This window comes from uncultured Eubacterium sp. (assembly GCF_937958975.1).
In the GTDB taxonomy this organism is placed as follows: domain Bacteria; phylum Bacillota; class Clostridia; order Lachnospirales; family Lachnospiraceae; genus Eubacterium_G.
On record NZ_CALGRE010000030.1, the window covers coordinates 1 to 23,333 of the forward strand.

Annotated in this window: 19 protein-coding genes; all 19 read left to right on the forward strand. The window is 36.8% G+C overall.

The window, feature by feature from the left end; translation table 11 throughout:
• Window positions 1-853 (forward strand): fibronectin type III domain-containing protein (locus tag Q5O86_RS04850; protein ID WP_302626018.1); only part of this gene is annotated, 853 nt, incomplete at its 5' end.
• A gap of 32 nt (window positions 854-885) precedes the next feature.
• Window positions 886-1,842, forward strand: a complete 957-nt coding sequence (locus Q5O86_RS04855) for a LacI family DNA-binding transcriptional regulator (protein WP_302626019.1) — start codon at window positions 886-888, stop codon at window positions 1,840-1,842.
• Window positions 1,843-1,871: 29 nt separating this feature from the next.
• The gene (locus Q5O86_RS04860; protein ID WP_302626020.1) at window positions 1,872-3,125 is read left to right on the forward strand and encodes an ABC transporter substrate-binding protein; all 1,254 of its coding nucleotides are present in this window, start codon (window positions 1,872-1,874) and stop codon (window positions 3,123-3,125) included.
• A gap of 80 nt (window positions 3,126-3,205) precedes the next feature.
• Window positions 3,206-4,177, forward strand: coding sequence for a carbohydrate ABC transporter permease (locus Q5O86_RS04865; RefSeq protein ID WP_302626021.1), 972 nt, complete (start codon window positions 3,206-3,208; stop codon window positions 4,175-4,177).
• The gene (locus Q5O86_RS04870) at window positions 4,152-5,033 is read left to right on the forward strand and encodes a carbohydrate ABC transporter permease (RefSeq protein WP_302626022.1); all 882 of its coding nucleotides are present in this window, start codon (window positions 4,152-4,154) and stop codon (window positions 5,031-5,033) included. The genes Q5O86_RS04865 and Q5O86_RS04870 overlap by 26 nt, the downstream gene beginning before the upstream one ends.
• A gap of 18 nt (window positions 5,034-5,051) precedes the next feature.
• On the forward strand, window positions 5,052-6,539 hold the full coding sequence (locus Q5O86_RS04875; protein WP_302626023.1) for a glycoside hydrolase family 30 beta sandwich domain-containing protein: 1,488 nt from the start codon (window positions 5,052-5,054) through the stop codon (window positions 6,537-6,539).
• Between the two features lie 9 nt (window positions 6,540-6,548).
• The gene (locus Q5O86_RS04880; RefSeq protein WP_302626024.1) at window positions 6,549-10,235 is read left to right on the forward strand and encodes a hypothetical protein; all 3,687 of its coding nucleotides are present in this window, start codon (window positions 6,549-6,551) and stop codon (window positions 10,233-10,235) included.
• A 12-nt stretch (window positions 10,236-10,247) separates the two neighbouring features.
• A complete protein-coding gene (locus Q5O86_RS04885; RefSeq protein ID WP_302626025.1) occupies window positions 10,248-11,624 on the forward strand; it encodes a glycoside hydrolase family 30 protein in 1,377 nt (458 codons plus the stop codon).
• Between the two features lie 10 nt (window positions 11,625-11,634).
• Complete coding sequence (locus tag Q5O86_RS04890; protein WP_302626026.1) at window positions 11,635-13,317, forward strand: hypothetical protein; 1,683 nt, start codon at window positions 11,635-11,637, stop codon at window positions 13,315-13,317.
• A gap of 23 nt (window positions 13,318-13,340) precedes the next feature.
• Window positions 13,341-14,732, forward strand: a complete 1,392-nt coding sequence (locus tag Q5O86_RS04895; RefSeq protein ID WP_302626027.1) for a carbohydrate-binding protein — start codon at window positions 13,341-13,343, stop codon at window positions 14,730-14,732.
• 292 nt (window positions 14,733-15,024) lie between these two features.
• The gene (gene ppdK, locus Q5O86_RS04900; RefSeq protein ID WP_302626028.1) at window positions 15,025-17,658 is read left to right on the forward strand and encodes a pyruvate, phosphate dikinase; all 2,634 of its coding nucleotides are present in this window, start codon (window positions 15,025-15,027) and stop codon (window positions 17,656-17,658) included.
• A 990-nt stretch (window positions 17,659-18,648) separates the two neighbouring features.
• Window positions 18,649-19,368: a hypothetical protein gene (locus tag Q5O86_RS04905; protein WP_302626029.1), complete on the forward strand. Its 720-nt coding sequence runs from the start codon at window positions 18,649-18,651 to the stop codon at window positions 19,366-19,368.
• Window positions 19,369-19,382: 14 nt separating this feature from the next.
• Window positions 19,383-19,562 (forward strand): hypothetical protein, encoded by a 180-nt coding sequence (locus Q5O86_RS04910; RefSeq protein ID WP_302626030.1) that lies wholly within the window; start codon window positions 19,383-19,385, stop codon window positions 19,560-19,562.
• A gap of 13 nt (window positions 19,563-19,575) precedes the next feature.
• The gene (locus Q5O86_RS04915) at window positions 19,576-20,085 is read left to right on the forward strand and encodes a hypothetical protein (protein ID WP_302626031.1); all 510 of its coding nucleotides are present in this window, start codon (window positions 19,576-19,578) and stop codon (window positions 20,083-20,085) included.
• 26 nt (window positions 20,086-20,111) lie between these two features.
• On the forward strand, window positions 20,112-20,570 hold the full coding sequence (locus Q5O86_RS04920) for a GNAT family N-acetyltransferase (RefSeq protein ID WP_302626032.1): 459 nt from the start codon (window positions 20,112-20,114) through the stop codon (window positions 20,568-20,570).
• A 43-nt stretch (window positions 20,571-20,613) separates the two neighbouring features.
• Window positions 20,614-21,189 (forward strand): hypothetical protein, encoded by a 576-nt coding sequence (locus tag Q5O86_RS04925; RefSeq protein WP_302626033.1) that lies wholly within the window; start codon window positions 20,614-20,616, stop codon window positions 21,187-21,189.
• Window positions 21,190-21,224: 35 nt separating this feature from the next.
• The gene (locus Q5O86_RS04930; RefSeq protein WP_302626034.1) at window positions 21,225-22,328 is read left to right on the forward strand and encodes a hypothetical protein; all 1,104 of its coding nucleotides are present in this window, start codon (window positions 21,225-21,227) and stop codon (window positions 22,326-22,328) included.
• A gap of 14 nt (window positions 22,329-22,342) precedes the next feature.
• Window positions 22,343-22,645: a 5'-3' exonuclease H3TH domain-containing protein gene (locus tag Q5O86_RS04935; protein WP_302626035.1), complete on the forward strand. Its 303-nt coding sequence runs from the start codon at window positions 22,343-22,345 to the stop codon at window positions 22,643-22,645.
• 172 nt (window positions 22,646-22,817) lie between these two features.
• Window positions 22,818-23,252 carry an NUDIX domain-containing protein gene (locus Q5O86_RS04940; RefSeq protein WP_302626036.1) on the forward strand — a complete coding sequence of 145 codons (435 nt, stop codon included), beginning with the start codon at window positions 22,818-22,820 and terminating at the stop codon, window positions 23,250-23,252.
• Window positions 23,253-23,333 lie beyond the last annotated feature (81 nt).

Below are 23,333 nucleotides of genomic sequence, written 5' to 3' on the forward strand. Positions count from 1 at the left end.
CCGCCGGATGGCCGATCTCCGTACCTGCGATATTATAATCAAATCCCATATTCAACGGATTGGAACCCGGAGTTCCCCCCCAACATTGATCAAAATTGGTGATGCTACAGTTAGTAGCATTGCCAATGCGATCTACTCAGGGAGAACAATTACGCCAGATGTAACTGTGAAAATGGGAAATATCACATTAGTTAAAAATAGAGATTATACATTAAAATATAGCGACAATATAGAATGCGGAACAGCAGTTGTCACAGTGGTGGGTGCAGGTCGTTATGATGGAATCCAAAAGGTTTGTTTTAAGATTGTTCCTGAGGCACTGAAAGGATTCAAAGTGCAGTCGCAGACAACCAAATCAATTTCGATTCGATGGAAAAAGAGTAATAATGCAGATGGATATCACCTGTATCAATATAAAAATGGTAAATATGTGATAATTAAAACATTAAAACCTTATCATACATCTTTTCAAGTTCCCAAATTAAGACCGGGAACAGCATATAAATTTAAAATATGTTCCTATAAACGAATCGATGGGAAAATTTACGAGGGGAAAGTCAGCACTTTGTCTGCGATGACTAAGGTTTCTGCAGTAAATTTGAAAGTTAAGACAAAAGGAAAAATAAAAAAATTATCATGGAAAAAGGTTAGAGGAGCTAAAGGATATGAAATTTATGTAGCTTTGAAAAAGAAAGGAAAATATAAAAAGATTGCTTCAAATAACAAAACAGGATATGATTATGTTATAAAAAAGGGTGGGAAATTCTACATAAGAGTAAGAGCATATTCTGGTTCTGGTAGTAAAAAAATATATGGAGCGTATTCAAAAGTATTTAAAGTAGCTGCTAAGTAGAAGTGACCTGCAAGAAAGGAATTGAAAGAGTTATGGCTACAATAAAAGATATTGCTTATGCAACCGGAGTTTCGGCAATGACCGTGTCTCGGTATTTTAATGAACCTGACAAGTTGAAACCGGAAACATATGAGAGAATCAAAGCGGCAGTGGAGGAAATGGGATACCAACCGAATATGGTTGCAAGATTGTTAGCGACAAAACGAACAAATATTATATGTGTATATATCACAAGTGACATTGGAGCATTACATCCATTTACTTTGCAGACAATTGCAGGAATTGGAGAAAAGTTAGGTGAAAATGGATATTCTATGCTTCTTACGCGAGATGAATATGAGAAACAAAATTGTGACGGAATTATTGCTATGGGATTAAATGCAGAGCAAGAGAAAGAGCTGCTGGAATTATCTGAAAAGAAAGCAATCATTATATTTGGAAATAATAGCCGCAAGAATAACTGGGTTGATATTAATAATTATCAGGGAAGTTATATGGCAACAGAATATATGATTCAGAGGGGATATAAAAAAATTGGTATTATTGGAATCGAAAATGACCAAAGCTATTCAGAAGACAGATTTCAGGCATATTTGGATTGTATGAAAGAACACGGTTTTGAAGTGCCAGAGAATGGAACGATAAAAGTTTATAATCATGAGGATGATGGTTATAGAGCGGCAGCACAACTTCTGAAAGAGGCAGATATCGATGGTTTAGTTTGCAGCAGTGACGCATTAGCGCTTGGAGTTATGAGATATGCCAATGAAAATAATATAGTAGTTCCGGATGACTTGGGAGTGATTGGTTTTGACGGTTTAGGATACGAAAAGCTCGTCACACCGAATTTAACGACGATACAACAGCCGGTTTATGAAGCGGGAAAAGTGATAGCAGAGAGAATGATTAAAGTTTTAAAGTCAGGGAATTATGCAGGAACAGAAATGTTTATAGAACCGATTTTGCAAGTTAACGGCTCTACAAAATAGTAAAGCCTTAATATAAAGGAGGAATATAAATGAAAAAGGGAGTTTTAAAGAAAGTTATAAGTATGGCAATGATAGGAGCTATGCTTGTGACAACAATGGTTGGCTTGAGTGGATGTGGAGGAGAATCCAAATCCTCTGACAGCAGTTCTAATGAACTTGCTTTTTGGGCATATGAACCACAATCATTAGAAGATAAAAAGAATTTTGAGAGTCTTGTAGCTGATTTTACGGCTGAGACAAAAATTAAGGTTAAAGTTTCTTTTATCCCAAAAGACAGTTTTAATACTAAGCTAAACAGTGCATTAGCCAATGGAAAAGGACCGGATGTTTCCTATCTTGACCAGCCGAGAATGGCTGAGTTTGGAAGTGACGGTACACTTGTTGATTTGACAGAAAAAACAAAAACATCAAAAGTTGTAAATGAGGATGCTTTCTTTCCAAGTGCGTTTGATACATGTATTTTAGATGGTAAAACTTATGGTGTTCCACTTACGATTACTACATCTGTATTGCTTTATAATAAGAAGCTTGTCAATGAAAATAATTTACCTAAAGATTGGGATGACATGTTGAAGATTGCCAAAGAGGTGGCAGCAAATCCTACAAAGGCTGCATTTGATGGAATTGGCTCAGGTGGTTATGCATCATGGTACTATCAGGCTTTTATATGTAGTGCCGGTGGAAACTATACAAATGACGATTTCACAAAACTGACATTCAATGATAAACATGGTGTGGAGGCATGTCAGTTCCTTGTTGATTTGTATGGCTATTCTCCGGAGGAAATTAGAAATTCATCTTCCGCATTTGGTAATGGTAATGTGGCGTTTACTTTAGGCGGCGGTTCAGATATCGATTCACTCCAGGCGAATTTTACTGATTTAGATTTTGGCGCAATGTTGATTCCGCCAAAAAACGAGGGAGATACATCTTATTCGAATATTGGTGGTGAGAATCTTGTAATGTATAGCGCTTCAAAGAAACAAAATGAAGCATTTCAGTTTATAGAATATTTGTCTAAGACAGAAAACAGTGAAAAAATTGCAAAATATACAGGAAACTTTTCCGCAATGAAGTCTTTGGCAAAAACGGATAATCAATTAAAACAGGTGGTTTTGGAACAGCTCAATACAGCAGTAGCAAGGCCACAGCTCAACGGATGGCTGGAAGTAAATGATAACTATTTGGCATCTGCACTTGAGAAAATTTTAAATGGTGGAGATATTCAGAAAAATCTTGATGATGCAGTGAAAACGGCAAATGCAGCATTAGGATTACAGTAGGTAATACATAATATTGGGAAGGAAGTGGGAGCAGTATAAATAAAAACTGTTCCTGCGTCTTTCAGAATTAGGAGAAGCATATGACAGCAAAAGCTAAATTTGCCGGTAAAAATAAAAAAATCAGATTGTTTTCCACAAAAAGAGCAAGAGAAAATATAACCGGATGGTTATTTGTTTTGCCGTTGATTATATATTTCCTTGTGTTTCAGCTGGCGCCAATGATAATTGCGTTTGTAATATCTCTTACGGATTGGAATATGAGAAGTCCAATGAAAAATGTGGGCTTTCAGAATTATGTGCATTTATTGACGAACTATCAGGGACTGTATGATGATTTCTGGCCTTCTCTGGTAGTTACTTTAAAATACATACTGTTAACGGTACCAGCCAGCGTGGCGCTGGTACTTGTTGTAGCCGCTCTTTTAAACTCCAAAGTGCGGGGGGAAAGAATTTTTAAGACGATATTCTATATTCCTTCTGTTACATCAGGAGTTGCGATTGCAGCCATATGGATGTTTATGCTAGACCCGCAGCATGGTATGATAAACCAGCTTTTAGGAACACATATATCATTTTTAGCGACAAAAAGTACAGCATTATATACATTAGCGGTCATGGCTGTCTGGGGAGGACTCGGATACAATACTCTGATTATGCTCTCGGCTATGAAAGGTATTAACGAATCATTATATGAGGCGGCAGAAATTGATGGTGCAGGAGCCATCAGCAAGTTTTTTCATGTAACACTTCCATCTGTCACGCCAATTATATTTTTCATATCTATTACCAGTGTAATCGGGGCATTTCAGGCATTTGACCAAATGTATCTCACAACCGGAGGTGGACCGGAAAAATCAACAATGACTTATATGCTTGGGCTTTATAATCAGGCATTTGAATATAATCATATGGGTATAGCATGTGCCATGTCCTACATTTTGTTCCTTATCATTATGATAATTACTTTTATTCAATTTAAAGTTCAGCCGCAGAATATTGATAATGGGGAAGGAGGCAGGAAGAAACGTGCAAAGAAAAAGAATAAAGCCTAAAAAGGCAGCAGGAAGAATCTCTCTTTATGTAATATTAATTATTTTGGCAGTTTCGTTTATACTTCCGTTTCTGTGGCTCATTGCCTCTTCCTTTAAGGAGACGGGAAATGCACAAGGAATGTTAAGTTATGTAAAATTTACATTAATTCCAAGAGATGCCAGTGGACAAATTAGTTTTAAGATGGATAATTATATTAACGCTTTAGAGTATTTAAATGCGGGAATATTACTGAAAAATACTTTGATTGTTGCAATTGCCAATACAGTTATTAATACGGTATTTAACAGTATGGCGGGATATGCTTTTGCAAGAATTAATTTTAAAGGAAAAAATGTATTGTTTCGGATTATAATTCTCGCAATGATGATACCGGGAACGGTAATGATGATACCAAATCTTATCATATGCAGAGAAATGGGAATTTATGATTCATTATGGGCGCTTATGCTTCCGTTTGCAATGTCCATTTACAATGTCTTTCTTATGAGACAACATTTTTTCTCGTTTAGTAGAGAATTAGAAGAAGCAGCGATGATAGATGGTGCAGGCAGGTTACAGACATTTTTTAGAATTGCACTTCCTATGGCATCGCCTATGTTAATTGTGATTGGTGTAACGACATTTATGTGGAATTACAACAATTTCTTATGGCCACTGGTTGCAACGTCTTCTGAGGAAAACAGAACATTAGCATTAGGACTTGGTTCGCTTATTTCGGCAGGGTCGACAAATCCGGAGATTTATCCGGTTATGTTGGCGGGTTCAGTAGTTTTATCGCTGCCTATGATTATCTTATTCTTCTTATGTCAGAAACACATTATAGGAGGAATCAGTGCAGGGGCAGTAAAAGAGTAATAATTTTTGGAGTAATATATGATAAAAATAAAAAAGGTGATAGCACAGACCTTAGTGATAGCTGTGGGAGTTACAATTTTTTCCGGCTGTGGTCAGAAAACAGCATCTACAGAGGGCTATGTACAAGTTTATGAGACAACAGGAACGAAATCAAAGTTAATGTCCAGAGAGACTGACCTTACTTTTTCAGATATAGATGATACTTCTGTCAATGCCAAAATCACTGTGGATGAAAAACAAGTGAAACAGGAGGTTGAAGGTTTCGGAGGTGCGTTAACGCATTCGGCAGCCTATGTTTTGTCACAGATGAAAGATAAAGATAGAAAAGAAATTTTAGAAACTCTATATGGAAAAGATGGTGCAGCTTTTAGTGTTGTAAGAGTTCCGGTCGGTTCCTCAGACTATACTACATATATTGATGGAGAAATGAAATATTTTACCCTGGATGATTTGGCTGAGGGAGAGACAGACGAAAAATTAGAAAAGTTTAATATTGATTATGACAAACTGGAATTAATTCCGATATTACAGGAGATTGTAAAAATTAATCCGGATGTAACAATTATTGCGGCGCCCTGGTCAGCTCCAGCATGGATGAAAGAGTCGAAAGTGTTAAACAGAGGTTCGTTGTCGGAGAGTTATGAAGAGACGTACGCACAGTATCTTACAAAGTATGTGGAAGCTTATCAAAAGGAAGGCATTCATATTAAATATATGTCTGTGGAAAATGAGCCGTTGGTGGATAATATGAGATATCCATGTATGCCGATGGATGAGTATCAGATGGCAAGAGTAATACAGCTGACAGGTGAAAAATTGAAAAAGGCAGATTTGGATACAAAACTTTTAGCTTATGACCATAATTATGACCCGGGAATTAGTACCACAGTGGATGATTATGCGGAAAATATTCTCGGAAATAAGGATGTGGCAAAGTATGTGGAGGGAATGGCTCTTCATGGATATGGTACCTTTGACGGAGCAGATGAGTTTGGAGAAGGGTTTAAAACATACAATGAAAAGTACAATACCAAAACTTTTTTAACCGAAATCGCAGAGGGAACATGGAGTATGGATTTTGCTTCTAATATTAGCTATAGTTTGGAGAAGATGATTTTAACGCCGTTAAATTTTGGCTCCACTTCAACAGTATATTGGAATCTTGCTTTATATAACGATGGTACACCGGCAAAAACTACAAATGACTGTCTTGGTGTCGTGAATGTTGCGAAAGAGGATGGAAGTATTTCTAAAAATTCTGCTTATTATGCCATGGCTCATGTCTCAAAATATATTCATACTGAAGAAGGAAAGGCAAAAGTAATCGCATGTGAAAGTGACAATCCGGGCATTCTCGCATCAGCATTTTTAAGGGCAGATGGACATGTCGTTACAGTTGTGACAAATCTTTCAGATAAATATGCTGAAAGTGTAGATATAACATATGATGAAAAGAAATTTACATATGAAGTACAGCCACAGAGTGTTGTGACATTTGTTTGGTAGGAGGCAGCAATGAAAAAACAAAACAAAAAAGTTAAAATTGGTATCATTTCAGCGATTGCAGCTGCAGTGATTGCAGCGGCAGTAGTTGGAATACTGTTTCTTACAGGTGTATTGGGAGATAGGAAATTAGGAAGTCTTTCTACAGAAAAATACGAAATTGTGGGAATAGATTTTGTGTCTATGACACAAAAGGGAATACATACATATGATTTCAATGTTAAATTGGAAGAAAAGTTTGCCGACAGTAAAGATATTAAGATTTATTTCTCTAAAAATGATACGTTTGATAAAGAAAAGAGCGATGAATTAAATTATACAAAATTAGAAGATGGAACATTTGAAATAGATGGTGTCACATATGAGCCGGGAGATTATTTCCTATATGTAATTTCAGGTGGAGAGACGGGAACATATCCGATTACAATTCCTAAAATGAGTCCGAAAACATGGATGAATGGTGAAATTGTAAATATTGAATTTGAGGTAGATGGCAACACCTCGTGGAGTTCATTTATTGACCCGGAAGGAAAGAATGTTTACAGAAGTGCAAAGAAAGAATTGGATGATAGTGCAACAGCTTTAGAAGAAAATATCGATATTCTTACCTCTTCTTTTGCGGATAAAAAACCAAAAGCAGAAGAACCGTATTACTATATTGTATTTCATGGAAAGAACGGAAGGTTTCAATATGTTTCTGCCCCGTTATTTTATAAGGCGAGCCAGGGAAAGATTCAGGCAAAAATGTATGAAAAGAATGGAAAGCCTTATCTGGAATTAGAGGGTACGCTTTATGCTGTGTCAGAGGATGCGGAGAGAGTTATGAAACTGAGAGTTGGCAACTTTAACGGTGACGACCCTACATCTACATTTATGGTGGACAATAGTTATAAAGGTGGAGACAAGACGGCCTTTAAGTTTATTGTCCCTATGGATAAGCTGAAAGCTGCTTCCAATAATCTCTGTATTTTCCTTACAGAGAATGGCACGATGTGCGAGTGGTCCATCAATGCGTCTAATTTAAAGTTAGAAAGTTATTCTCTTTCATGTGGCAATGCAAAGTATGGACTGACAGACGAGAATGCATTAAAGATAACCAGAATGGTGAATGCCTATGATGAGATTCATGCAAGCCTGGGGACAAGTGAAGGAAAGGCGATATTAAAGGTTAATGGGACATTAAAATATGGTGTCGGCGGTGATGATTATCAGCTGGTAATTACAGCTACGGATGGACAACAGTATGTGGCGGAAAATAAAGTGAAGGAAGGGAAGAAATTCTCCTTTGCGTTTCCACTGAAACAACTTTATTCAACAGGAATCTGGTATGACATTCAGGTAAAGTGTGTCAATGAAATAGCTTATTATGATATACCGTCATCAGTTGCAGACATGAGTGAGGCGGTAATTGTCGGAGAGAATAAATATGAGTTTAAGGAGTATGGTGGATTATTAAAAATAAATTATACACATGTGAAGGACTTTTCAGGTTTGAAGGCAAGTCTTGTGACAAGCGGAGGAAGACCGTTGCTTTCTGTATCGGGAACGATTGCAAAGACCAAGGCAGATAATCTGAGCCTTGCAATCAGAACCGGAAATACAGTAATCAGGCAGGCGAATACCGAGAAAAAAGATGGGAATTTTTCATCGGCAATTGATTTAACACAAATGAAAGAAAAAGATGCATGGTATGATGTCTTAATTTATTATGCAGATGATGATACATATTATGATTTAACTACAACCAATGCGGATATGAGTCAGAAACTTACGGTTGGAAAAAGTGAGTATTCATTTAAAGAGTGGGAAGGACAACTGAAAGTAAATTATTCCGATGCACCGGTACAAGTTCAGAATCAGAAGGCTGTTATTAAAAAAATAGGAAACAGTGCGGTTCTTACGGTTACGGGGATAGCGGCAGAAAATGCCTCCTCTTATAAACTGGCATTGCGCAATGAAGACAATATTGTAACTACAGTGTCTAATCAGGCAGCAGGAAAAAATATTCTGTTCAAAGTGAATCTTTCCGTGCTTCCAAAATCCGGGACATGGTATGACATTATTGTGGGACATGAAGGGTTCCGTGACAGTGCGGATTTATCCACATCTGCAGCGAATATGAAAACAAAGGTGACAGCAGGCAAACATGTATACAAATTTGCAGAGTGGGAAGATCAGCTCAAAGTATATTACGATAAGGCGTTGACGGATATTAAAGGGGTTACAGCAAAAATTCAAAAATCCGGAAAGAAACCGATGCTGATTGTGAAGGGCAAGATGAAGAATGCTTCACAGAAATTCCTTGGAATCAGAACGGAGGATAAAACAATAAAAGTTCAAAATTCTGCGAAAGGAAATGAACTTTATTTTAAATTTGATTTGACAAGGTTATCCAGCGCAGAAACTTGGTATGATGTAATAATCGGTACAAACGGTTCGAACGAATATAGAGACCTCACCGTTGCTGCGGCGGATATGGAACAAACGTTGACGATGAATAAGAAAGTTTATTCATTCCAGAATTGGGAGGGCGCATTAAAGATTACGTTTGTGAAAGTGGCAAAAGACCTTAAGAATGTTAAGGCAGCTATTACGAAGAAAAATGGAAAACCGGTTATGACGATAACAGGAACTATGGAAAATGCATCTTCTATGTATCTTGGTATTCGTACAGATGGAAAGGTGATAAGGACAGAAAATAAAGGCAAGGGAGATAAGCTGAATTTCACCTTTGATTTAACGAAACTCAAAAGTTCGGGAACCTGGTACGATGTCATAATTGGTGATAAGACATTTACAACATACAGGGATGTTACAGTTTCATCTGCGAAGATGAGTGATAGTGTAACTTACAAAAAGAAGACATATAAATTTGCAGAGTGGAACAGGCAGTTAAAAGTCTATTTTGAGTCTGATACGGCAGCAGGTCTTGCAAAGGGACAGTCTATCAGTGATGTAAAAGCGGTATTGCTATTGAAGATGGGAAAACCGGTATTGAGAGTTCAGGGTACTACAAAAGGAATCCAAAATAAGAATTTACAGTTGGGAATCAGAACGGAAGATAAGGTTACAAAAATTGCAAATCTTACTTCAACATCCGGAAGATTTTTATTTGATTATGATTTATTAAAATTAGGAAAGTCAGGAACCTGGTATGATGTGGTTCTAATAGAAAAAGTATCAGGAGCATATGTGGATGTCTCTACAAAAGCTGTTTATAGTATGGATGTTTCAATTGCATACAAAGATAATATTTACAGATTTGCCGACTGGGATGGTGATTTGAAAGTTTATTATACAAATACAGCAGAAGAAGAGGCAGAACAGGCGAAGGTTGCGGCAAACTTCTCTAATGTTCAGGCTGCGATTATATCTTCAAACGGGAAACCGATGTTAAAAGTAAGCGCAAATATCGGGGCATTGAAGAAAACAGATGTAACGCTGAATGTGAGAAGCGCAGATGCGGTGATTCAGGTGTCAAATCAATCCTCAAGTGAAAAAGCATTTACAGGAATTGTGGACTTGACAAAACTAAAAGTGAAAGGAACCTGGTACGATGTTTACTGGAGGGTTGACAGTAAAAACATGGAAATTAATCTTTCGTCTTCTCAGGCAGATATGACATCGAACTTTAAATATAATGGATATTTATATCAGTTTAAGGAATGGAATTCGCAGCTTAAGGTAGAGTTTGAGTAAAAGAGGTTTCATATGATTAAAGTTATACAGACAGCAAAGGATGAGGGAATCCCTTGGTGTGAAAAAGAGCAGTTAAAATTTGAAGAAATATACAATTTTAGAGTAGATACGGTAAATGTTAACAGTAGTAAGACTTTCCAAACGCATATGGGATTTGGAGGGGCTTTTACAGAAGCATCGGCATACACTGTGGCGAATACGAATGAAAAGAACAGAAAAGAAATTGTAAAAGCGTACTTTAATAAGGATGAGGGACTTGCATATAATCTCGGAAGAACTACAATCGGTGGATGTGATTTTGCATTAGAACCTTATATGTATGTGAAAGAGGGAGATGACTCTTTGCAGACTTTCCGGATAGAGCGGGATGATAAGTGGGTTGTTCCTTTTATAAAAGAAGCAGAGAAGGAATATGGTGGACATTTGAGTTTATTATGTTCACCTTGGAGTCCTCCGGCTTTTATGAAAAATAATAATGATGTAAATCATGGTGGAAAGCTTCTGAAAAAGTATTACAGGACGTGGGCAAAATATATGACAAAATATATTTTGGAAATGAAAAAAAGGGGAATTGTTTTCTCAATGGTTAGTATTCAAAACGAACCTGAAGCGACACAGGAGTGGGCATCCTGTAGATATGACGCTGCACAGGAGGCAGAGTTTGCAGTCGATTATTTATATGATGAGTTGCAGGAAGCAGGACTGGCGGAGGATGTTAAGATTGTTATATGGGACCATAATAAAGACCGAATTTACAGAAGAGTAAAAGAAGTATTGTCTTATAAAAACGCAAAAGATGTCGTATGGGGAATTGCTTATCATTGGTATGTGACGGATAAGTCGGAAAATTTGTCTATGGTACATAATGCATTTCCAAATAAGCATCTGCTCTTTACGGAAGGATGTGTGGAACTTATTAATATATCCGGGGGGACGAGTTCTAAAGCCGGAATGGGGGCATGGAAGCATGGTGAGACATATGGTAGAAATATTATAAACGATTTTAATCACTTTAATGAAGCATGGATTGACTGGAACTTAGTCCTGAATGAGGAGGGGGGACCAAACTATGTAGGGAATTATTGTGAGGCACCTATATTGATAGACAGAAATACAGAGACCATTGTGTACAACTGGTCGTATTATTATATAGGACATTTCTCAAGATATATAAAACCGGGAGCAAAGAGGCTGTTGTGTGAAACAGATTCATTGAAAGGAATTTATGCAGTGGCATATAAAAATCCGGAAGGTGAAATTGTTGTCGTAAGTCAAAATGAGACAGGTAAAAAGAAAAGGATAGCTTTGGTTGTAGATGGCAGGGGAGTAAATACTGAGCTGCCGGCACATTCCATAACAACATTTATCATTTCATCATTGAAAGGCTAGGTATTATTATATGAAAAATATCACACAAATAAAAAGGATATTAACGATTACACTTTCTGCGATACTTTTTTTTACATCTATTTCTATGATAAGTACAAAAGAAGCAAAAGCTGAAGCTGCTTATGAGAAATTAGAAATCGAAGATATGCAGTTAAATAAAGCCAGAATCAAAACAGGCGCTGAAGATTCCGCAGGAAAGCATGTGGAAGTCTACTGGCAGCAGGATAAACTGGATAGTTTTGATAAGTTGACGGATATTACATTTGCAAGAACTGTTTTACAGGCTGAGGAGGCAGGAGAATATAATTTACAAATTCATTGTAAAAATGACTCGGGGAGCGGGTCGATTACTTTAAAACTGTTTGTAAACGGAACATCATATGATGTGAAGGTTTCAGGGAAGTCTTATACTACAGTAGAAAAAGAAGTAACAATGAAGAAGGGCAAGAATACTGTGGTACTTGCATGGGTAAACTGGGGATATTTTGATTATATAAATTACCCATCAGAGTTGAAACAGGTAAAAGAGAGTACGGAAACAAAATGGCATGCTTATGAGGCGGCACTTAACGAGATTCAATTGGCTCCGACAAGTGGATTTCATAATAATGAAATAACACTTTATACAGCACCTATAGAATATAATTCAGGTGACGAAGAGTGGCAGGGAGCGGTTACATTTGAGGGAGTTATTCCCAAGAGTATTAATTCCATAGACCTGCATTATTATGTATCTTCTTATAATAATGGAAAGGCACAGCTGGCAATGTCTGTAAACGCCGGAAAAGAAGTAAAACTGGATTTGAGTGGGACGAAGACAAATACGGAATTGACATATTCGATATCAAAGAAAATATTGGAAGATGCAGGTTTTAAGAGTGGAGAGACAAACAAAATTAAGTTTCGTCAGGCGAGTGCCACAGGTGGAAATGTAGGTCTTTACGATATTGAATTGAGAGAAGATAAAATTGAAGAAACTACTGTAGCAGAAGTAAAATCAAGCAGATATGAAGCAGAGGGAGCATATAGCATTGCCGGAGCAAGGATTAAAGTATCAGAAAATGATGATGAAAGCTGGTCGAAAGGTTCTTATGTAGGAGAATTTACAGAGGCAAAAATCTCTAAGCCTTCAGATATTGATGAGTATTGCTCTAACATAGGTTATATTCAATATAAAGTAAAGGCAGACAAAGCAGGATACTACAAGGTTGTTTTGGGATATGCTACAGAAAGAGACAATATGATAGTATATGCAACGTCAGGATATGAATGGTCTAAGGTCACTCTGTCGTCTACAGGCAGCTGGAGTAATGTGGGCGAGGCTTCTACATATATTTATTTGAAGAAAGGAAATAATTATATCTGGGTTACTGGTCCGGCAAAAGAAAAGGATTGGGTAAATTACGATTATATTGATGTAAAATTTGATGAGAGCGCAAAGATTGATACAAAGAAGACTGTATTACTGTTAGATGATAATGTATCTTCGCAAAATTCAAAGATTGTTGATAAAGAAGAGGACACGACAGTATCTGATAATGGTGGGGACTTGGATAATGGGGATAATGAAGGAAATACATCAATGATATCACCTAAAACAGGTATCACAATATTACTTTTTGGTGTAGCTTTAGTTATTTCATTGTTTAGTGCTGGAATTTTATATATGAAAAATACCAGAGTTAATAGATGATTTATTTTTAAAGGAGGAAGTTTATGAGGAGATTAGGTAGAGGAGCAGCAGTCATAATGAGTATGGTTATGGTGGCATCGGGTGTGACTTTTGTTCATGGTACGACAGAAGCAAAAGAAAACAATATAGTAAGATATGAGGCAGAAAATGCGGAAATATTCGTGAAAGGTTCGGCTACGGATGATTACAAGATTGATGAAAGTGAAAATTATTCCGGTGGAAAGGCAGTGGGAAATATGAATACATGGCCGGACGATGGAAGGTCTTACTGCGAAACAAAGGTTTATGTAAAAGCGGCAGGTACATATTCTATGACAATCGGATATGCGGGAGGAGAAGAGAATCATCCATGTAATATCGATGTGAGAGTGAACGAAGGAGAATGGCAGTCTGCATTGGCTTATCCTACAGCAGGCTGGGATACAGTGGGAACAACAACACTGAATATTGAATTGCAGGCAGGAGAAAATGTAATAGATGTGACAGGAGCATGCAATATCTGGTATGAAGGAATGGGCTGGGAATGGATTAACCTGGACTATTTTGAATTAGAATATATCGGAGAAAATATTGAAAAAGGTGTGCGTTATGAGGCAGAGGATGCAATTGAATTTGTAAAAGGCTCAGCTGATAATGATTATAAATTAGAGGAAAATGAAAACTATTCGGGTGGAAAAGCAATTGGCAAGATGGATACATGGCCGGACAATGGAAGGGCTTATTGTGTGACAAAGGTCAATGCAGATGTTGCCGGAACATATTTAATGACAATCGGATATGCGGGAGGAGAAGAGAACCATCCATGTAATATTGATGTGAGAATTAATAACGGAGAATGGAAGTCAGTTCTTGCACTGCCGACAGCGGGTTGGGATACAGTAGGAACAGCAACGCTTAAGATTGAATTGCAGGCTGGAGAAAACACAATCGATGTGACAGGAGCATGTAATATCTGGTATGAAGGAATGGGCTGGGAATGGATTAATCTGGATTATTTTGAATTAGCAAAAATTGCAGATGAACCGGAGATACCAACAGATGAGACGACAGCTGTCCGGAAAGATGAGACAACCAGTGTGAAACCGGAGGAGAAGACAACAGCTCCGAAAGCAACGAAAGCTGCTGTAAAAGCTCCAGGGAGAGCAACAATTAAAAAAGCACAGAACATTAAGGGAAAAAAGGCAAAAATTTCTCTAAAAAAAGTTGCAAGAGCAAAGGGATATCAGATTCAGTATTCGAGAAATAAGAAAATGAAGAAAGCAAAATCTGTATATTCTAAAAAGTTAACATATACAGTTAAGAAATTAAAAAAGAAAAAGACGTATTATTTTAGGGCAAGAGCATATGTATTAGACGGTAAGGCTAAAAAATATGGTAAGTGGAGTAACGTAAAAACGCTAAAGATAAAAAAATAGAAAGAAAAGCGGGAAGGCTGTCACTGATATGTGGCAGTTTTCCTGCTTTTTTTGAATATTTTCCATTAATATCCTGTTCGCTCTTGACTAAAAAGAGCTGTATGTTATAATCAATGCATAGGTGCGTCCGCACCCTTTTTCTGCGTGCTTATTGGGGAAGAAAACCTTGATTTGTACGATTAGAGTAAAGGAAGCGGGACAGCCAAATATGTGAGTGTATGAGCGAATGTAGAGTGCCGTTCTACAGCTCATGACATAAAATAAAAATACTTTTTTTCAGGAGGAAGAACAGATGGCAAACAAATGGGTATACCTTTTTAGTGAAGGTAATGCTAACATGCGTGAGCTCCTCGGTGGTAAAGGTGCTAACCTTGCAGAAATGACAAGCTTAGGACTTCCGGTACCTCAGGGATTCACTATTACAACAGAAGCTTGTACTCAGTATTATGAGGACGGCAGAGAAATCAATGATGAAATTCAGGGACAGATTAACGAGTATATCGTAAAAATGGAAGAAATCACAGGAAAGAAATTTGGTGATAAGGAAAATCCATTACTTGTATCTGTTCGTTCAGGAGCTAGAGCTTCCATGCCGGGTATGATGGATACAATTCTTAACCTTGGTCTTAATGAGACAGTTGTTAATACAATTGCTGAAAAATCAGGAAATGCCCGTTGGGCTTGGGACTGCTACAGAAGATTTATCCAGATGTACTCTGATGTAGTTATGGAAGTTGGTAAGAAATATTTTGAAGAACTTATCGATAAGATGAAAGCTGACAGAGGAGTTTCACAGGATGTTGAGCTTACAGCTGAAGATTTAAAGGAATTAGCTGGTCAGTTTAAGGCAGAATATAAAGAAAAAATCGGTGAAGACTTCCCGGATGATCCTAAGGAGCAGTTAATGGGAGCTGTTAAGGCCGTATTCCGTTCATGGGACAACCCTCGTGCTAATGTTTACCGTCGTGACAACGATATCCCTTATTCATGGGGTACAGCTGTAAACGTACAGTCAATGGCATTTGGTAACATGGGTGATGACTGTGGTACAGGTGTTGCATTTACAAGAGACCCTGCTACCGGTGAAAAGCATCTTATGGGTGAATTTTTAAAGAACGCTCAGGGTGAGGACGTAGTTGCAGGTGTTAGAACACCAATGCCAATTGCTCAGATGGAACAGGAATTCCCAGAAGCATTTGCTGAATTTGTAAAGGTTTGCGAAACACTTGAAAATCATTATAGAGATATGCAGGATATGGAGTTTACTGTTGAAAACAGAAAACTTTATATGTTACAGACAAGAAATGGTAAGAGAACAGCTCAGGCAGCTTTGCAGATTGCTTGTGACCTTGTTGATGAAGGCATGAGAACAGAAGAAGAAGCAGTAGCTATGATTGACCCAAGAAACTTAGATACATTACTTCATCCACAGTTTGATGCAGCTGCATTAAAAGCTGCTACACCGATGGGTAAAGGTCTTGGCGCTTCACCGGGAGCTGCTTGCGGTAAGGTAGTATTTACAGCTGATGATGCAGAAGCTTGGAATGCAAGAGGAGAAAAGGTTGTACTTGTACGTCTTGAGACATCTCCGGAAGACATTACAGGTATGAAAGCATCTCAGGGTATCTTAACAGTTCGTGGTGGTATGACAAGCCATGCAGCCGTAGTTGCCCGTGGTATGGGTACATGCTGTGTATCCGGTTGTGGTGATATCGCTATGGATGAGGAAAACAAGAAGTTCACATTGGGTGGAAAAGAATTCCACGAAGGAGATTATATCTCAATCGATGGTTCTACAGGTAACATCTATGATGGTATTATCGAGACAGTTGACGCTCAGATTGCTGGTACATTTGGACGTATCATGGGATGGGCTGACAAATATAGAACACTTAAGGTTAGAACAAATGCTGATACACCGGCTGATGCTAAAAAAGCTAGAGAACTTGGTGCAGAAGGTATTGGTCTTTGCCGTACAGAGCATATGTTCTTCGAGGAAGACAGAATTGCAGCGTTCAGAGAAATGATTTGTTCTGATACAGTAGAAGAAAGAGAAGCTGCTCTTGAAAAGATTCTTCCATATCAGCAGGGAGACTTTGAAGCACTTTATGAAGCTCTTGAAGGTAATCCGGTTACAATCAGATTCCTGGACCCACCTCTTCATGAATTTGTTCCTACAGAGGAAGATGACATTAAGAAATTAGCTGATGCACAGGGCAAGAGTGTTGAAGATATCAAGAATATCATCACATCACTTCATGAATTTAACCCTATGATGGGTCACAGAGGACTTCGTCTTGCTGTAACTTATCCGGAAATTGCTAAGATGCAGACAAAGGCTGTTATCCGTGCAGCTATCAATGTTCAGAAGGCACATGCTGACTGGGCAGTAAAACCGGAAATTATGATTCCATTATCATGTGATTCTAAGGAATTAAAATATGTTAAGGATATGGTTGTTGAAACAGCTGATGCTGAAATTGCAGCAGCAGGTGTAGAACTTGCATACGAAGTTGGTACTATGATTGAAATCCCAAGAGCTGCTCTTACAGCTGATGAGATTGCAAAACAGGCAGACTTCTTCTGCTTCGGTACAAACGATTTAACACAGATGACATATGGATTCTCAAGAGATGATGCCGGTAAGTTCTTAGATGCTTACTATGATGCTAAGATTTTTGAGAATGACCCATTTGCTAAGTTAGACCAGACAGGTGTTGGTAAGTTAATGGAAACAGCTATTAAGCTTGGTAAGCCGGTTAACCCTAACCTTCATGTTGGTATCTGTGGAGAACACGGTGGAGACCCTTCATCTGTAGAGTTCTGCCATAAGATTGGTCTTGACTATGTATCATGTTCACCATTCCGTGTACCTATTGCCAGACTTGCAGCAGCACAGGCAGCTATTGCAGAAAGTGGGAAATAATCGTTTATGGTGTCAAAAGCCCCTAAACATAGGCAATTTCACAGTTTCTAAGGACTACTTGAAAGAGTACAAAAAGTTCGATAAAAACATGAAAAAAGCGGGTAAATGGGAAGACATCAACGTAACGATTACGGTTTGATAAAAATAATCAGGGAATCATACTTTTAAAGTATGGTTCCCTTTTTTGTTATAGCGACGAGGCAAGTGGTCATCAGGCTTGCATGAATGAACATTTGCCGACCGCTAATCAGATACGAGATATGCATAGCGTATCTCGTATCTGTTATAGGAAAAAATAAGAAAAATTATTAAATCCAGGTTGTCAAAAGTAGATTAAGAAAATGGAGGCGGGTCTATTGCAAGATACGCATTTGTATATACAAATACATTCTTGTTAGGAAGAATCCTAAAACCTCTATATTTCAAATATTGGATTGGTGGGTGAATTTGCTTCGAGGAGATGCCAATTGGACACTAATATTCTAAATAATTTGAACTGAAATTTTGTAATTGATAAAATAATGAAATATCAATTTAGTTATAGATATGGTAGAATATAGAAAATGGTTTTGAATGGGATATAATAGTGTGAGTATGACGTGATAAAATGCGAATGGTACCGTTGGTAATCAATGAGTTAAATAATCTGTCAATAAAATATGTAGTGTAGTTTAAAAGTCGGTTTTACGAAAATGTAAAATCGGCTTTTGCTATTTTATTACAGTAACTCCTATGGTAAAATAATAACAGCGTATTTAGAACGGAACAAGAAAAAATAGATTTTAGGGAGGAGGTATATGTGGATTTATCAAAATCAATTGATTTTTTATTAGAAAATGGTGGTGATGTAATGAAATATCGCCTGCATAAAGAAATCATAAAGGATATTTCAAAAAATGAAGAGGAAAACCTATTAGAGAAAGTGATGCAGACACCAAAATATAGACTGTTAGAGAGTTATGTAAAAACAATGGATATATTGGAATTGGTATGCACTCTTGGGACAAGTTTAAAGATACCACATTGCAGGATGGGGAGGCGGCGGCACGTCTTTTATCAAATTATGGTATTCCAAAAAATGAGCCGATTATTAGAAACTTTATTAAGGCATTGCGTGATGATAAAATTTTAGAGGAAGAGTTTTCATATTATCATCCAAAAATTGCCCGATTTCAAAATCGACATTATGGGCTTCGGAATGGTACGGGGCTTATGGTGTTAATCTATACATGCCAGGCTCTTTTAGAATATGGGGATGATGAGGAAGTAAGACCGTTTGTAGAAATATCGTATCGAGCGTTTGAAAGTTTGTTACATATCAGTTCGCTAGATGATATTACAAAGTTTAATGCCAAACTAAAGAAAAAATATAATTATCCATATATTGAAGAGAATACCTATTTTCCATGTCAGTATCATTTGGAAACATTGGCAAATACCACCTTATGGAGAAATGAGGAAAGTATCGATACATTAGTAGAAGTCATCAATTATCATAATCAAATTATGGAGGAAGGAAATCAGATTACTGTAAAGATTGGAAGTAAATATGTTGGAACCTTATGGTCTTACACTGCACCATTTAAAGAATATGAGCCAAATAGTCTTACCAGTGTGGCACAGTTAAAAGCAATCACGCATCTTGCAATGGTGGGTGGAGATAAGATTGAGGTAGTGAAAAAAGCGTGTAATCTGTTTATGAAGCACTAGGAGAGGATGGAATCGTGCGTGCAAATTTTGAAAGTTCTTATCAAAAGAGACGATTTAAGGAAGGACTAAAATATCCGGGATCATATGCAGAAATAGCACTAGAACAGGAATATAGAAATGATATAGCTATCTGGTGTGAATTAACTTTCTGGGCTGTTAAGTTGTTAGATATTGTTGAAAATTTTAATAAGTAATGGAGGTATTGTTATGAATCAAGTTATCAAAGTTTACAAGCAGCAAGTTCCTGCAATGAAGTTTGTGGGAAAGAAGTATGTAGGAGATGATGTATATAGCCATTGGGGAGAATGGTTTGCAAATGGATGGTTTGATAAAGTCGAAGATGCCATGGGTGGTGTAGATAATATCCTTAACATTTGGAAAGATGGTGGAGGATACGTTGGATTAGAATTTCGCAAAGAGGGGGAACTTTTAGAGTATTGGATAGGAATGTTTGCAACGACTGATACGGTTGTTCCAGAAGGATTTGAATGTGTTCAGTTCGAAGCGGGAAATATAGGTGTCTGCTGGAACTATGGTGGGGAGGATGAAGTACATGATGTTGGTAATAACTGGAAATATATTCTAAAAGACGGAATGGAATTTAAGTTAGATGAAAGAGGATATGTTGCACAGTTTGAAAATGGACTTTGTCCTAGATTCACAACACCGGATGAAAATGGAAATGTTATATTAGATTATTGTTTTTATGTTAAATAATGGATGATAGTTATGGAGGTAAATGAATGAATATCAGAAACATGACTGTACAGGATTATCTGGAAGTAGACCAATTAATGCAGCAGTTGCATAAGCTTCATGTAAAAGGAAGACCGGATTTATATGTTGATTTACAGCATCCATATTCGCTGGAAAATTTTCGACAGAAAGTAGAAAGTGCGGAACATATTTTACTTCTTGCAGAAGAAAATGGGAGAATCCTTGGAATTTGTTTTGTTGCAATGAGAGAACGCAGCATGATGGTAAATCAACGAACTGCATATATGGATGATTTATTTGTATGCGAGGAAGTAAGACGACAGGGAATTGCAACGAAATTATTCAAAGATGCTGAGAAAAAAGCAGTAGCCCTTGGGGCAAAAAGATTAGATTTAATGGTCTGGGATTTTAATCAATCAGCCATAGGTTTTTATAAGTCATTAGGCATGACAGAGCAGAGATACATTTTTGAGAAAGAACTATAATGTGTTAAATATAAACTAAGTCTGAATTATAGGAGAGTGGAAGATGCAGGAAGAATATTTTGAAGTTAAAGGAAATGAAGGTCGTGTTGTGTCTGCATTGTCGGAGTATATGAGTGAGGGAAGTGCAAAAGTGGTGTTTAATAATCTCTCGCGATTTAAGGGGATTTTTGAGGAGGGTGAGGTATACAAGGAAATTTGTGAATCTGTGGAAGAAGACACAAGTAAGTTAGGTCTGATGATACCTAAAACAAATTATTATATCAATTTAAAAAGGAATACAATAGTTCTTATTGGAGTTTTATTGGATGTCAGGTTTACAAAAGGATTCTTAAGTGCCGGACTGGGTGTTTTGGGAATAACAGCGGATAAGATTAGGAAATTAAGTGATAAGGAAAAATGTGTATTGTTACTAATAAAATCAAAGGCAGTTATTGTTGAATCAAATGAACAATATATGGCGAAAAAACCGTTGAAATGTATGAACTATGTGTCTGAATGCGATGATAGAGATTATAACCGATGTAATATATCAGGAGAGGAGCTTAACAAAATTGTAAGCAAACTGAAAGAGCAAAACATAATCAAACAGGTGGGCGATATATTGGTATATTGTTTTTAGGAAAAATTTTATTCGTAAGAAGAAAGGTAATACAAGTGATTGATAAAGAAAAACTTTTGTCTGATTTTTTTGGAAATAACTACCATAAACCTATGGTTGTAGCTCCTGAAGAGTTTATGGTAATTCAAAAGAATGGAATTATGGATTTGGAAACGCTGTTAGAATTTGAAACATTAGTATCTGAAAGAATGCCGAATGGCTGCTTTATAATAATTAATGATGAACAAGTGAATGCATTTGCTATGAAAAAGAATGATATTTCAGTGGTCGCAATAAATGCAGGGTCAATTAAAAAGATAATGTACAGTGCAAATCTCATGATGTTAAGCGATAAAATTCTTCTGGGAATAGGGGATATGTCAGCGTGCCGTGAAAATATTATTGCGGAAGAATATCTTATTACAGAGGATGGGGACAATGTGCTTTTGTATATTTCGGGAGATTCTACAAGAGAAGCAGTAGGGTATATGATTGCAAATCTTGCGGTCAGATTTATGTTGTATCATGAAATAGGACACCACGAGGAAGGGCATGTAAAGAGACTTAATGATAAATACAGTCTTTTTTGCAAAGAAGTTTCAAATGATAAAGAAAGGATTGAACTGGAAGAGAGAAAAAAGATGGAATTTGAAGCGGATATGTATGCAATGACTCAGATTGTTAATGATTTTGAAATCTTAGCAGAAATTTGGGGAAAAGTACTAAATCTTGAAGTTACATATTCTGAAATGTTTCAGTTGCTCGTACCAGCTTTAGTTATCGTGAAAGAAAATCTTGGTATGGATGTACATAATAATGAGCAAATTGAAAATAGTTTTTATTTGCCCAATATAATAAGGGTGGTTATTGACTTCGCAATTATATTCATGGACAAAAAAGTGAAAAAAGTATTGTGCAATGATATTGCTGTGATGTTTGAAACAGATAGTGAGTATCGACAAATGTTTGAAAAGGAAAATAATCTGATAGTATTTGACAGCGAAGGGATGTTAACAGAAGGAGCATATGTGGCTTATATTTCATTAATGATAGTACAGACGGAACATGCTTATTGCGATATATTTGTCGGAAATAATTATCCGATTGCGTTTGAATGGGATACGAAGGCAATAGACTGGTTTTTACACTCATATAAATAAAAAGAAAGTTTCCTGTGAAGAATATCAAAGCGATTATGGCAGATAATATCAAAGGGGCAGATAAGGTGGGGATGATAACAGCAACGAAATTGTTAAAGCAATTTGAAAGTCTGGAGAATGTTTTGGCTAATGCGGAACAGATTGACAAACCGAGTATCCGAAAATCCGTTATAGAAAGTAGGGATAGGCTGAGGAAAAATTATCAGATAATTAAATTGACTGACAGAGCAGAGATTACATTTATATTAGAGCAATTGAAGTATAGTGGAGAGAGATTTAAAACGAATGATGTGTTAGAAGGCATCAGGTTAAAGTAGAGGCAAACATAATTGTGCTTCAAGCTTATAATTGTAATTAAAAATCAAAGACGGTTGTATGTAAGGAAGAAACATAATTAAGCTCAATTTAGTGTTGGATGATTCGGTTTAAAAGAAAGGAGAGTATAGCAAATTGCTACGGTAGGAGAATTGAAGTTAGAGGAGTTTATAAATGGTAGAAGTAAAATTTTATGATAGTATAGATGATAAATTTCTGAAATTTGCAGTTATCATTTCTAAAACAAATGGTAAATGGATATTTTGTAAACATAAAGAAAGAGATACTTATGAAGTACCAGGCGGGCATAGGGAAAGTGGCGAAGATATTTTAGCTACTGCTAAGCGGGAATTGATGGAGGAAACGGGTGCGACAGATTTTACCATCAAACCAATCTGTGTGTATTCGGTTAAAGGACAAACAAATATGATGGAAAATATAAACGATGAAACATTTGGCATGCTTTTCTTTGCAGAGGTATTTTCTTTTCAAGAAATACATAGTGAAATAGAGAAAATTTTAATTACGGATAACTTAGTTGAAAATTTGACTTATCCTTTAATTCAACCTCAATTAATTAAAGAAGCAAAAAACAGAGGATATTTATAAATAAGAATTGACCGAGCTCTTTGAGCGAGGAATGCTTCTTGTCCGAAGGGCAAGAAGATGGAATATAGAAAGAATTTAACA

What these genes read in the sequence shown, in the direction of transcription:
- Q5O86_RS04855 (WP_302626019.1), top strand. Translation starts at nt 886, where the DNA reads ATGGCTACAATAAAAGATATTGCTTATGCAACCGGAGTTTCGGCAATG.
- Q5O86_RS04860 (WP_302626020.1), top strand. Translation starts at nt 1,872, where the DNA reads ATGAAAAAGGGAGTTTTAAAGAAAGTTATAAGTATGGCAATGATAGGA.
- Q5O86_RS04865 (WP_302626021.1), top strand. Translation starts at nt 3,206, where the DNA reads ATGACAGCAAAAGCTAAATTTGCCGGTAAAAATAAAAAAATCAGATTG.
- Q5O86_RS04875 (WP_302626023.1), top strand. Translation starts at nt 5,052, where the DNA reads ATGATAAAAATAAAAAAGGTGATAGCACAGACCTTAGTGATAGCTGTG.
- Q5O86_RS04880 (WP_302626024.1), top strand. Translation starts at nt 6,549, where the DNA reads ATGAAAAAACAAAACAAAAAAGTTAAAATTGGTATCATTTCAGCGATT.
- Q5O86_RS04885 (WP_302626025.1), top strand. Translation starts at nt 10,248, where the DNA reads ATGATTAAAGTTATACAGACAGCAAAGGATGAGGGAATCCCTTGGTGT.
- Q5O86_RS04890 (WP_302626026.1), top strand. Translation starts at nt 11,635, where the DNA reads ATGAAAAATATCACACAAATAAAAAGGATATTAACGATTACACTTTCT.
- Q5O86_RS04895 (WP_302626027.1), top strand. Translation starts at nt 13,341, where the DNA reads ATGAGGAGATTAGGTAGAGGAGCAGCAGTCATAATGAGTATGGTTATG.
- ppdK (WP_302626028.1), top strand. Translation starts at nt 15,025, where the DNA reads ATGGCAAACAAATGGGTATACCTTTTTAGTGAAGGTAATGCTAACATG.
- Q5O86_RS04905 (WP_302626029.1), top strand. Translation starts at nt 18,649, where the DNA reads ATGCACTCTTGGGACAAGTTTAAAGATACCACATTGCAGGATGGGGAG.
- Q5O86_RS04915 (WP_302626031.1), top strand. Translation starts at nt 19,576, where the DNA reads ATGAATCAAGTTATCAAAGTTTACAAGCAGCAAGTTCCTGCAATGAAG.
- Q5O86_RS04920 (WP_302626032.1), top strand. Translation starts at nt 20,112, where the DNA reads ATGAATATCAGAAACATGACTGTACAGGATTATCTGGAAGTAGACCAA.
- Q5O86_RS04925 (WP_302626033.1), top strand. Translation starts at nt 20,614, where the DNA reads ATGCAGGAAGAATATTTTGAAGTTAAAGGAAATGAAGGTCGTGTTGTG.
- Q5O86_RS04940 (WP_302626036.1), top strand. Translation starts at nt 22,818, where the DNA reads ATGGTAGAAGTAAAATTTTATGATAGTATAGATGATAAATTTCTGAAA.